Source organism: Streptomyces caeni (assembly GCF_042678285.1).
In the GTDB taxonomy this organism is placed as follows: domain Bacteria; phylum Actinomycetota; class Actinomycetes; order Streptomycetales; family Streptomycetaceae; genus Streptomyces; species Streptomyces caeni.
The window spans coordinates 92,322-103,988 of sequence record NZ_JBHUDX010000048.1 but is presented as its reverse complement, the minus strand read 5'-3'; the positions used below and the strand labels follow the sequence as shown (position 1 = coordinate 103,988).

General features: G+C 74.2%; 8 protein-coding genes and 1 pseudogene. 5 read left to right on the top strand and 4 right to left on the bottom strand.

Annotated features, from left to right (window positions below):
• Window positions 1-279: 279 nt before the first annotated feature.
• Window positions 280-2,163, bottom strand: a complete 1,884-nt coding sequence (locus ACFSL4_RS18220) for a propionyl-CoA synthetase (protein ID WP_381083829.1) — start codon at window positions 2,161-2,163, stop codon at window positions 280-282.
• A gap of 557 nt (window positions 2,164-2,720) precedes the next feature.
• On the opposite strand from ACFSL4_RS18220, the gene ACFSL4_RS18215 reads away from it, so the two are divergent.
• On the top strand, window positions 2,721-3,959 hold the full coding sequence (locus ACFSL4_RS18215) for a GAF domain-containing sensor histidine kinase (RefSeq protein WP_381083827.1): 1,239 nt from the start codon (window positions 2,721-2,723) through the stop codon (window positions 3,957-3,959).
• Window positions 3,950-4,603: a response regulator gene (locus tag ACFSL4_RS18210; RefSeq protein WP_381083825.1), complete on the top strand. Its 654-nt coding sequence runs from the start codon at window positions 3,950-3,952 to the stop codon at window positions 4,601-4,603. Before ACFSL4_RS18215 ends, ACFSL4_RS18210 begins: the two co-directional genes overlap by 10 nt.
• 72 nt (window positions 4,604-4,675) lie before the next feature.
• Here the strand turns inward: ACFSL4_RS18210 and ACFSL4_RS18205 are convergent, their stop codons facing one another.
• On the bottom strand, window positions 4,676-5,929 hold the full coding sequence (locus tag ACFSL4_RS18205; protein ID WP_381083823.1) for a cytochrome P450 family protein: 1,254 nt from the start codon (window positions 5,927-5,929) through the stop codon (window positions 4,676-4,678).
• A 76-nt stretch (window positions 5,930-6,005) separates the two neighbouring features.
• On the opposite strand from ACFSL4_RS18205, the pseudogene ACFSL4_RS18200 reads away from it, so the two are divergent.
• From ACFSL4_RS18200 to ACFSL4_RS18190, 3 genes and pseudogenes are all read left to right on the top strand, one after another.
• Window positions 6,006-6,509: pseudogene (locus ACFSL4_RS18200) on the top strand (FAD-dependent monooxygenase); the annotation flags it as partial.
• 135 nt (window positions 6,510-6,644) lie between these two features.
• Window positions 6,645-7,049 carry an SHOCT domain-containing protein gene (locus tag ACFSL4_RS18195; protein ID WP_381083821.1) on the top strand — a complete coding sequence of 135 codons (405 nt, stop codon included), beginning with the start codon at window positions 6,645-6,647 and terminating at the stop codon, window positions 7,047-7,049.
• Window positions 7,050-7,086: 37 nt separating this feature from the next.
• Window positions 7,087-7,284: a hypothetical protein gene (locus ACFSL4_RS18190; RefSeq protein WP_381083819.1), complete on the top strand. Its 198-nt coding sequence runs from the start codon at window positions 7,087-7,089 to the stop codon at window positions 7,282-7,284.
• An 11-nt stretch (window positions 7,285-7,295) separates the two neighbouring features.
• On the opposite strand, the gene ACFSL4_RS18185 is transcribed toward ACFSL4_RS18190, so the two are convergent.
• A complete protein-coding gene (locus ACFSL4_RS18185) occupies window positions 7,296-9,998 on the bottom strand; it encodes a winged helix-turn-helix domain-containing protein (protein ID WP_381083817.1) in 2,703 nt (900 codons plus the stop codon).
• A 146-nt stretch (window positions 9,999-10,144) separates the two neighbouring features.
• Entirely contained in the window at window positions 10,145-11,215 is a 1,071-nt protein-coding gene (locus ACFSL4_RS18180) for a maleylacetate reductase (RefSeq protein ID WP_381083815.1), read from the bottom strand.
• Window positions 11,216-11,667 lie beyond the last annotated feature (452 nt).

Sequence of the window (11,667 nt, the reverse complement as noted above, 5' to 3'; positions counted from 1 at the left end):
ACCCACCCCACGACCAGGCGCCCGGCAGACCGCAACAACCGGTCTCCCGGGCGCCGCTCATTCTCCCCGTGGCCCCCGGACGGCGGGCAACACACGAGGGGCCGACCGGAGAAACCAGGTTCTTCCGGTCGGCCCCTCGTCGCTCGTGCGGGCCTCAGCCGCCCTGCACCGAGCCACTGGTGAGTCGACGCCCTCCCCTGCCCGGGGGCAGGGGATTCCGGTCCGTACCGCTGCGCTTCACAAGGTTCCCGCAGCCCTGACGTCCCGCCCGTCCGGCGGCTAACGCTTCTCCCGGTCGAGCACCGGACGCAGTGACTCCAGAACGGCGGGGTCCTCGATGGTGGCGGGCACGGGCTCCTGCACTCCGTCCGCCATCGCCCGCATGGCACGCCGGAGGATCTTGCCGGAGCGCGTCTTCGGCAGCGCCGGCACCACATCGACCTCCTTCAGTGCGGCGATCGCGCCGATCTGCGAGCGCACGGCCTGCACCAGTTCCCTCGCCAGCACGTCCTGCCCGATGTCCGACCCGGCCTTGAGGACCGCGAGCGCCCGCGGCACCTGGCCCTTGAGCGAGTCGCGCACCCCGATGACGGCGCACTCCGCGACCGAGGGATGGGTCGCGATGACGGCCTCCATCGCTCCGGTGGACAGCCGGTGGCCGGCGACGTTGATCACGTCGTCGGTACGGCCCATGATGAAGACGTAGCCGTCCTCGTCGATGTATCCGCCGTCGCCGGTCACGTAGTAGCCGGGGTACTGGGACAGGTACGAGGAGACATACCGCTCGTCGTCGTTCCACAGCGTCGGCAGGGAGCCCGGCGGCAGCGGCAGCCTGATCGCGACCGCGCCGTCCTGCCCCGGGGCGACCTGGTTCCCCTCCTCGTCGAGGACCTGCAGGTCGTAGCCGGGCACCGGCACGGTCGGCGAACCGGGCTTGACCGGCATCGGCTCCAGCCCACGCAGGTTCGAGGCGATCGGCCAGCCCGTCTCGGTCTGCCACCAGTTGTCGATCACCGGGACGCCCAGAACCCGGCTCGCCCAGGTGTAGGTGTCGGGGTCGAGCCGCTCCCCGGCCAGGAACAGGGTGCGGAACGCCCCCATGTCGTACTCGGCCAGCAGGGTCGCCTCCGGGTCCTCCTTGCGGATCGCCCGCATGGCGGTCGGCGCCGTGAACAGGGCCTTCACCCCGTACTCGCTGATCACCCGCCAGAACGCGCCGGCGTCCGGGGTGCCGATCGGCTTGCCCTCGTAGAGCACCGTGGTGGCTCCGGCCAGCAGCGGTGCGTACACGATGTAGGAGTGGCCGACGACCCAGCCGACGTCGGAGGCGGCCCACCAGACGTCACCCGGGCCGATGTCGTAGACGTTCTTCATGCTCCAGGCCAGCGCGACGGCGTGACCGCCGTTGTCCCGGACGACGCCCTTGGGCCGGCCCGTGGTCCCGGAGGTGTAGAGGATGTAGAGCGGGTCGGTCGCGGCGACCGGCACGCACTCGGCCGGCTCGGCCGCCGCCATCGCCTCGTCCCAGTCGACGTCCCGGTCGGTCATCTCCGCCGCCGCCTCGGGGCGCTGCAGGATCACGCACGCGTCGGGGGTGTGGTCGGCCAGCTTCAGCGCCTCGTCGAGCATCGGCTTGTACGCGATGACGCGGCTCACCTCGATGCCGCACGACGCCGACACGACCACCTTCGGCTTCGCGTCCTCGATGCGGACGGCGAGCTCCTGCGGCGCGAAGCCGCCGAACACCACGGAGTGGACGGCGCCGAGGCGGGCGCAGGCCAGCATCGCGACCACGGCCTGGGGCACCATCGGCATGTAGATCACCACGCGGTCGCCCTTGCCGACGCCCAGGGAGCGCAGCATTCCGGCGCAGCGGGCGGTCTGCTCCTGCAGTTCCGCGTAGGTGTAGCGGGTGCGCATGCCGGTGACCGGGCTGTCGTAGATCAGTGCGACGCGCTCACCGTGGCCCTCCTCGGTGTGCCGGTCGAGTGCGTTGTAGCAGGTATTGAGCTCTCCGTCGGGGAACCAGCGGTAGAACGGCGGGTGGTCCGCGTCCAGGACCTGCTTCGGTTCCCGGGTCCAGGCAACCGCCGTGGCCGCCTCCCCCCAGAACTCCTCCGGGGCGGCGATGCTCCGCTCGTGCTCGTCACGGTAGGCACGCATCCTCGCGCACACCTCTCATCTCGTTCGACCGGGTCACCGGGCGCCTCCTGCCCTCCCGGGGAGCGGGCGGGGTCGTTCGGCGACATCCAGCGTGCCGGTCGGCGTCGGCTCGTGGGAACCACCGCGGCGGAAAGACCGGCGGGCATGTCCCGTCGGCGGTTGCCCCGCGCGCCCCGGCCGGCCGTGGTGCACCGCGGCCGGCCTCGCCTGTCCCGAGCGTCCGGTGCCGGCCCACGGCTCGTCGAACGGACGAGCGCATACGCCAGCAGCGGACCGCCGCTCTGCGGCCTCCATGCGGATGGTGGAGACCGCGCCGGGCCGGCTGTCGCCGGACCCGAAGCGGCACTGCCGCTCGCGGCGGTGCCCTTACTGCAGGTCATGATGGAGGTGCCGACCGCTGTGCGGCACCTCCAAATGGAGACCCCCGTCGCCGGGGGGGCACCGCGTCCGGCGGTGCGCCGCCGGACCCCGTTCCGCCCTGCGACGTCCCCTCTGGCCTGCGCGGGTGCCCCGGGAGGCACTGGCACGCGGCTCGCGACCGGTGCGACACTGCGACCATGAGCGCGGCCATTCCAGCATCGAACCGACTCTCCCGCCCCCGGCGCCCCCAGCAGCCGGACGGGACGGAGCGGGCCGGCCGGGCCGTCGGCGCCGGCGACCGTCCGGGCCGGGAGCATGCCGACCTGGTGGGGCTGCTGGACCGGAAGGCGGCCCTGCGCGAGGCCGCCCGGCGGGCGCGGGTCGTGACCGGTGCCGACATCAGCCTCGTCGGCCAGGTCGAGGACGAGGGCGTCGCCGTGCTGCGGTCGTGGGCGGGCACCCAGCACCGGGGTCTGCACGGCCTGGTGGTCCCGTGCGGGCTGGGCCTGGGCGGCAAGGTGCTGGCGACGGGCAGGCCCTGCGTGGTGCGGGACTACGCGCGCTCCCGGAGCATCACCCACCACTTCGACGAGCCGATCACGGCCGAGGGCATCCAGTCCATGCTCGGGGTGCCGGTCCGCCACGCCGGCCGGGTGATCGGTGTGATCTACGTCGCCCACCGTGACGGCGCCGCCTTCGGCACCGGGGCCGTCACCGCCCTGTCCGAGATCGCCGACGCCACCGGGGTCGCCCTGACCGTGGCCGACCGCGCGGATGCGCAGCGCGAGGCGGAGGCGGCCGCGGAGCGGCGGCGTATCGCGGTGGCGTTGCACGACTCGGTCGGCGCGATGCTGTTCACCATCGGCGCCCAGGTGCGCGACCTGCGGACCGGGTACACCGCCGAGCCCGGCCTCACCGACCGGCTCGGCGCCGTGGAGCGGCAGCTGGCGGAGGCCGCGGCGGCCTTGCGTGAGTCCCTCGCCGCGTTGAGCACGGTCCCGCCGGACCGCTCGCTGTCGGCCTCGGTCGCCAGCGACTGCCGGGCCTTCCAGGAACGTACCGACGTGGCGAGCCGGGCGCTGACGCTCACCGAGCTCCCCGAACTGGATCCGCCCAGGCGTCGCATGCTGCTGGCCACGGTGCGGGAGGCACTGCTGAACGTCGAGAAGCATGCCCACGCGTCGTCCGTGGTGGTCAGCCTGACCGCCGTGGACGGCGGGGTGATGGCGGCGATCACGGACGACGGGGTGGGCTGGCCGGGCCATGAGGAGCAGACGCCGGACGGCGAGGCGTTCGGGCCCGAGTCCGCCCTGCCCGTCGGCGGGATCGGGCTGGCCGCGCTGAACGACGGGTTGCAGCGGCTCGGCGGGAGCCTGCAGGTGATCGGCAACGAGGACGCGGGGCTGACCGTCCGGGCCTGGGTCCCATGCCTGTGACGCCGCCGCGGACAGCCGCACAGCCGCTGCGGGTACTGGTGGTGGACGACCACCCCGTCGTCCGTGAGGGAGTCGGGCTGCTGGTGCGCCACGACCCGGAGATCGAGGTCACCGGCAGCGCACGGACCGGAGCGGAGGCCGTCCGGCTCGCGGCGGAGCTGCGGCCGGACGTCGTGCTGCTCGACCTGCGGCTTCCGGACATGCTCGCGCCGGAGGTGATCGAACGGCTGCGCCGCGAGGTCCCCGGCGTCCATGTGCTGATCTTCACCGCCTACGGCGACCACGCGGCCGTCCAGACCGCCCTGGCCCGTGGCGCCGGTGGCTGTCTGCTCAAGGATGCGGCGACACCGGACCTGGCCACGGCCATCCACCAGGTCGCCGCCGGCAGCCGGGTCATCGACCCGCGCCTGTGCACCCCCGAGGGCGCGGAACTGCGCCGGCGCCTGGAGGACGCGGGGCTCACCCGCCGCGAGTACGACGTGCTGCGGCAGGTCGCGATGGGCCGCACCAATCCGGAGATCGCCGAGGAGCTGAATCTCACACGCAACACGGTGAAGACGTATCTGCAGGTCGCGATGCAGAAGCTCGGCGCCCGCAACCGGGTGGAGGCCATCGCGAAGGCCGGCGAGGTCGGCTTGCTCTGACCGGCCCGGGACCGCGTCCCCCGGTGCACGGGCGCGTCGGCGGCCCGCTCCGCCGCGCCTGTCCCACCGGCGTCACGCCAAAGCCGCCGGGCCCGTGCCGTCGGGCACGGAACCGGGCGTGAACGTGACGGGCAGGCGCTCGGGGCCGCGCAGACCGCTCGGCCTCCAGCGCAGTTCGCCCGGCGGCACGGCCAGGGCGAGACCGGGAAGGCGGCGCAGGGCGGTCCCGATGGCGATCTGGCCCTCCAGCCGGGCCAGCGGGGCACCCAGGCAGTAGTGGATGCCGTGCCCGAAGGCGAGGTGGGCGTTGTCCCGACGGGTGATGTCCAGACGATCGGGGTCCGCGAACCGTGCCGGATCCCGGTCGGCGATGGCGGAGGCCACGAGCACGGTGGCGCCGCGCGGAACGGTCACGCCCGCGATCTCGACGTCCTCCCGCGCGAAGCGGGCGATGCCGGGATTCACCGGTCCGTCGTAGCGCAGCAACTCCTCGATCGCGTCCGGCAGCAGCGACGGATCGTCCCGCAGCAGCCGGAGCTGGTCGGGGTGGGCGAGCAGCGCGGCGATGCCGCCGCCGATCAGGTTGACCGTGGTGATGTATCCGGCCACCAGCAGTAGGAACGCCATGGCGATCAGCTCGTCCTCGTCCAGCCGCCGCTCCTCGTCGCGAGCGGTGATCAGAGCGCTGAGCAGGTCGTCTCCGGCGTTGGCCCGTTTGGCGTCCAGGAGCCCGGTCAGGTAGGCGCGCATCTGCTGCCAGGCGGCGTCGGCCACGGCCGGGTCCGGCGGCTCGGGGCCCTGGAGGATCATGTCGTCGGTCCACCGCTGGAAGTCGTACCGGTCCGCCGTGGGCACCCCGAGCAGCTCGCTGATGACGGTGACCGGAAGCGGCAGGGCGAAGTCGGCGACGAGGTCCGCGCGGCCGGCCCGCACGATCGCGTCGAGCAGCCCGTCGGTGATGGCCTGCACGCGGGGCCGCAGTTCCGCCACCCGGCGCGCGGTGAACGCCTTCGAGACCAGGCGCCGCAGGCGGGTGTGGTCGGGCGGGTCCGCCCGGAGCATGGTGCGCAGCATGGACTCGCGCTCCGTCGCGGGCAGCTGCCGCAGGAGCCGGGGGTCGGACGCGTCGTGGATGTCGCTGCCCAGGCGCGGGTCGCAGAGCGCGGCGAGGCCGTCCTCGTAGCGCGTGACCAGCCATGCCTCCAGGCCGCCGGCGATCACCGCGCGCCGCACCGGGCCCTCTTCACGCAGCTGCCGGTAGAGCGGGAAGGGGTCGGCCACGAAGGCGGGGTCGGCATAGGGGAGATGGAGTGGCTGCTCGCTCATCGTCGTCTCCGCAGACCTTGAGAATATATGTCCAAGTATGGTCGATTTTGCAATCTATACGGGAAAGGTGGGCCCGGTGGACCGGACCACGTGTTGTGTGGTGGGCGGCGGCCCCGCCGGAATGGTCCTCGCCCTGCTGCTGGCCCGGGCCGGAGTGGAGGTCACCGTCGTCGAGAAGCACGGCGACTTCCTGCGCGACTTCCGCGGGGACACCGTGCATCCCTCGACCCTGGCCCTGCTGGACGACCTGGGCCTCGCCGAGCGGTTCGCCCGGTTGCCGCAACGGCGGGTGACGACGGTTCAGCTGCCGGTCGGCCGGGACCGTTCGCTGGTCACCGTCGGAGACATCGGCGCACTGCGGGGCAGGTACAACTACATCGCCATGGTGCCGCAGTGGGACCTGCTCGACCTCCTGGCGGACGAGGCCCGGCGGGAGCCGTCCTTCTCCCTGCGGATGAACACCGAGGCGACGTCCTTCCTGGTGGAGCCCACGGGGGTCCCCCCTGCGCGAGCGAAGCCGGGAGCTTGGGGGAGGGTGGCCGGGGTGCGGTACCGCACCTCCGACGGCCGTACCGGTGAGCGCGCCGTGGTACGGCCGCCGCAGTTCACCCGCCGCGGGTGAACCCCCGCGCCGCGCCCGGCTGCACCGTGGGAGGGGTCAGGACCACTCCCCCGACCCGGTCAGCGGGCGGCGGGCCGACCACCGGAGGCCGTCGTGTCCTCTTACCCCCTCCTCAACGCGTTCCTCACCATTCTCTGGTTCTTCCTGTGGGTCCTGTGGTTCATGCTCCTGTTCAAGGTCGTCTTCGACATCTTCCGCGATGACCGCCTGAGCGGCTGGGCCAAGGCGGGCTGGATGGTGTTCGTCTGCGTGCTGCCCTTCGTGGGCGTCTTCGTCTATCTGGTCGCCCGTGGCCGGGGCATGGGCGAGCGCGACCTTCGCCACGCGCAGGCCCAGGAGCGTGCGTTCCGCTCGTACGTGCAGGAAGCGGCCGCCGGCGGTCCCGCGCCCGGCATGAGCAGGGCGGACGAGCTGACCAAGCTGGCCGGCCTGCATGACCACGGGGACATCACAGACGCCGAGTACGAGGCGGCCAAGGCCAAGGTGCTCGTGTCCTGAGCGGCGCCCGCCGCACGACCGCGAGGGAAGCGGGCTCATGCGCTACGAGATCCGGGTCGACGGACAGTTGTCGGAAACGCTGGCCAAGGCGTTCCCGGAGCTGGACAGTTTCGTCGTACCCCACCAGACGGTGCTGTTCGGGAAGGTCGTCGACCAGGCACATCTGTACGGCCTGCTGGCGCGCTGCCAGTCGCTGGGTCTGCAGGTGGTGGAGATGCGGCGCCTTCCCGAGTGAGTTCCCCGGGCTCACAGCAGCCGCAGCTCCCGGGCCCGGCGCACGGCCTCGGCCCGCCGGGTCACGGCGAGCTTGCGGTAGAGGCTCTTCAGATGGGTCTTGACCGTGTTCACCGACAGATACAGGTCGGCGGCGATCTCCTCCGTCGACATCAGCTGTGCGAGCCGCTCCAGCACCTCGTGCTCGCGCTCGCTCAGCGCCTCGGTCACCGGGGCGGGCGCGCGGCAGCCGTCGCGCGCCTCCCCCGAGGGTGCGCGTCCAACGGGCGAGGCAGGCAGCCAGTCGTGCCCCCGCGTGAGAGTGGGCCGGCGGCGCGCGAACCGCCGCAGCCAGGGCCCCGACTCCAGGAACGGGCGCCGCAGCCGTTCCGGCCGGGCCACCCGCAGGGCCCGCGCGACGAGCCGCTCGGCCTCGTCGCCCTCGCCCAGCGCGTCGGCGGTCTGGGCCCGCGCCAGCAACACCCGTACCGTGACGGCCGGTCCCCCACCGTGCCCCGTGGAAAGCGCCGCGAGCAGGTCGCGTGCCGCTTCGACGTCGCCCGTGGCGAGATGGGCCCGGGCCGCGGCCGCGGTTCGCTCCGGGCCTGGGGGACCGCCGTCCTCCAGCGCCTCCCGCGCGGCCTGCGGACGGCCCTCGGCGAGGTAGGCGCCGGACCTGACGAGCGCCGCCGCCTCGGTCACCCAGGGCGAGGGCTGGACGACGTCCGGCAGGTGCTCCAGCCGGTCCAGGAGCCGCCGCGCCGCCCGGGTCGATCCCGTGGCCAGCAGCAGTCGTGAGCGGAGCAGCGCCGTTTCCGCAGTGACGAGGGGATCGCGCGGCGCCGCGGCGGAGCGGTCCGCGTGCCCGAGGTGGCCGCGAGCGGCGGCCACCTCGTCACGCTCAAGGGCGACCGCGGCCAGCACCAGCCGGGCGACGCCGCTGCGGGCGGAGGGTGGCAGGCCGGAGCGTTCGGCCTCGGCGGCCGCCTCCCGGGCGTGGGACTCGGCGCGGCCCGGCCGGCCGTCCAGGAGGTCGATCAGGGCCAGCCGGCCGAGGCACTCGTGCCGCGGGAACGCGGTCCGCGGCCCGGCGTCCGCCCTCGCGGCGGCGGACAGCGTGGCCCGCGCCGCGTCCAGGCGTCCGGCCCACAGCTGCGCCGATCCCAGGTCCGTGAGCATCAGGGCGTGCAGTTCCGGGTGCCGGGCGAGACGGTCGGCGGGGACGGCCCGTTCCGCCACCGCCATGTCGCGGGCGGCCGCCTCGGCGACGTCGGCCGAGCCCGTGGACCTGGCGGCGAGGACGCGCAGCAGGGCGCGGCTCAGGCGCAGTGGGGCGGCGTCCGGCGCATCGCCGGCGGGCAGGTCGTCCTCGGCGCGGCGCAGGTGCCCGATGCCGCGGGCCACGTCGTGGCGGGCCAGGTCGCGGGCGGCGCGCACCAGATCGGCGGCCGCCCCGGAGGTGTCCGGGGGCATCCGGGAGAACAGCCCGTCGAGCCGCTCGGCGTCCAGTCCGGTCAGCAGCCGCCCGATCGCCAGGCCGTCCACGAAGCGGGTGGCGGCCGGTTCCCAGTCGCCCGCGTCCGCCGCATGCGGGAGAGCCTCGGCGAGCAGCCCCGCCTCGCCCAGCCAGTCCGCGGCCCTGCGGTGCAGCTCGGGTTCGAGCCCGGGGTGCCGGACGCGCAGATGGACCCGCAGGATCTCGGCGAACAGCGGGTGGAGTCGGTACCACGAGTGACCGACGGCCTCCACGAAGGCGTTCGCGCGCTGCAAGGAGGCCAGAACCGCTTCCGCGTCCGCCCGGCCCGTGAGGGCGTTGGCGAGACCGGGGTGGATCCGGTCCAGGATGCTGGTGCGCAGCAGCAGGTCCTGTGTCCCGGGGTGCTGGGTGTCGAGCACCTCGGCGAGCAGGAAGTCGGCGAGCGTGCTCCGGCCGGCCTCGAAGTCCTTCAGGAAGACCTCGGGGTCGTCGGCGCCCTGGGCCGCCAGGATGCTCAGCCGCAGTCCGGCCGCCCAGCCGCGGGTGCGTTCCGTCAGTGTCCGCGTGCCGGCCTCCGAGAGGCGCAGCCCGTGGCGGTCGAGCAGTGCGGCCGCCTCCCGGGGGCGGAACGCCAGGTCGGCGCCGCGGATGTCGGTGATCTCGCCGGCGGCCCGGTAACGGTGCAACGGCAGCAGCGGCTCCGTACGGCTGACGACGACCAGGCGCAGTCCGCCGCCCGCGTGGCGGAGCACGAACTGCAGTTCCTCGGCGATCTCCGGCGAGGTGACCACCCGGTCGAACTCGTCGAGGACCAGGATCAGGGGCTGCGGGCGCCGGCTCAGCCGGGCGGCGAGCCTGGTCAGCAACGAGTGGTCCACCTCGCCGGGGCGGGCCGGGCCGCCGATGCCGTCGGGGGAGGCGAGTCCGTGGCGCCGCAGGGACTCCAGCGCATAGGTCCAGAACACGCCGGGCCCGTTGTCCTCGGGCTCCACCGTCAGCCACGCGACACGGCCCGGTGTGCGCCGGGCGGTGGCCCAGTCGGCGACGAGCAGGGTCTTGCCTGCTCCCGCGGGACCGTTCACCAGTGTCAGGGGCCCTTGTGCGCCCTGGGCGAGCCGGTTCGTCAGACGTGGTCTGCGCACATACGTCCGCGGGGGGACGGGCACGCTGAACCGTGCGGCCAGGAGCGGGTCGCCGTTGGGTGCGACGGGCCCCGCGCGCGGATCGTGGTGCCCGCCGCCGGACGGCGGACTCGGCATGGCATCCACCACAGCACCCCTGCTCTCGCCCGGGCGGACAGTCCCTTTTTGATCGTCGCGCCGAGCCGGGAAGCCCGCAACGGAGGGCCCCGGGCGCCGCGGCACGAGCGGCCGGGCCGCGCCCCCGGCGTCCGGTCCCTGTCGCCCTACTCCGGCTCCCGCCCCTCGTAGGCCGCCCTCAGGACGCCGAGCACGCCCTCCGTCGTCAGCCGGCGGGGGTTGCGGTACGGCTGTCCCGTCACCTGTGCCGCCGCGCCCGTCAGGTCGCCCTCCCGGAGGCCGAGCTCGGCGAGCGAACGCGGCGCGCCGAGCCGTCCCGCCAGTTCCCACAGGGCGCGCGGGACGTCCTCGGCACCGAGGGCGCGGCCCAGCGCGGCCACCGCGCGCGGTGCCGCCGGGGCGTTGTACGCGAGGGTGTACGGGAGCACCACCGTGTGCGTCTGCGCGTGCGGCAGTCCGAACGTGCCGCCCAGCACGTGGCACAGCTTGTGGTGCAGTCCCATGGTGGTGGAGCCGAGGCAGGCGCCGCACAGCCACGCCGCGTACAGGGCCCGGCCACGGGCCAGCAGGTCCTCCGGTTCGGCGGCCAGCCGCGGCAGGGCCTCCGCCATCACCCGGGCGCCCTCCTCCGCCATGAGCGAGACCAGTGGAGAGGTGTCCGGGGCGTACAGCGCCTCCACGGCGTGCGCGAGCGCGTTGATGCCGCTGGTCACGGTGAGCGACAGGGGCAGCGAGAGGGTCAGCTCGGGATCGTAGACGACGCTGCGGGGCTGGACCACGGGGTCGCGGCCGGTGCGCTTGATGCCGTGTTCCGTCAGGCCCCAGACGGGGGTCATCTCCGAGCCCGAGTACGTCGACGGAACGGCGATCAGCGGCAGCCCGGTGCGCAGGGCGACCGCCTTGCCGAGGCCGATCGCGGAGCCGCCGCCCACCGCGACGCACCCGTCGGCCCCGGCCGCCCGCACCACCTCGACAGCATGGTCGGCGATCTCGACGGGCACGTGCATCCGGGCCTCCGCATACAGTCCCGCGCAGGCGTCGCCGAGCGCGTCCGCGACCGCCCGTGCGGCGGTCTCACCCAGGCCGCCGCACACCACGAGGAGCCGCCGCAGCCCCAGGCGCTCGGCCTCGTCCGGGGTCGCGGTCACGGATGCGCCGGGCCGGAAGACGACCCGCACGGGCCGGGTCTCGTACACGAAGTCGTCGGAAACGGTCATGTCGCACGCTCCAGGGAGGGATCGGCGGCGGCGAGGTCCCGCTTCCTCCATGGTCCCGCGCCAGGCGTCTTCGCGGACCTGCCGGGCCGGCCCTGCCTGACCCTGCCTGGCCCTGCCTGACCCTGCCTGGCCCTGCCTGACCCTGCCTGGCCCTGCCTGACCCTGCCTGGCCCTGCCTGGCCCTGCCTGGCCTTGCCTGACCCTGCCTGGCCTGCCTGGCCTTGCCTAACCCTGCCGGTCCGGCCTGGCCCTGCCGACCCTGCCGACCCTGCCTGACCCTGCCTGACCTGCCGGTCCGGCCTGGCCCTGCCGGCCTTGCCTGGCCCGCGCCCTGTCCGGGGCCCGAAGCCCGGCCCGGGCCGACGATGCCGGTGAGCCGGGCGGCACGGCGCCCCACCGGCCGTACTGGTGCGAGGGAGAGCGCGGCGTGCGGCTGCCCGGCAGCCGGGCGG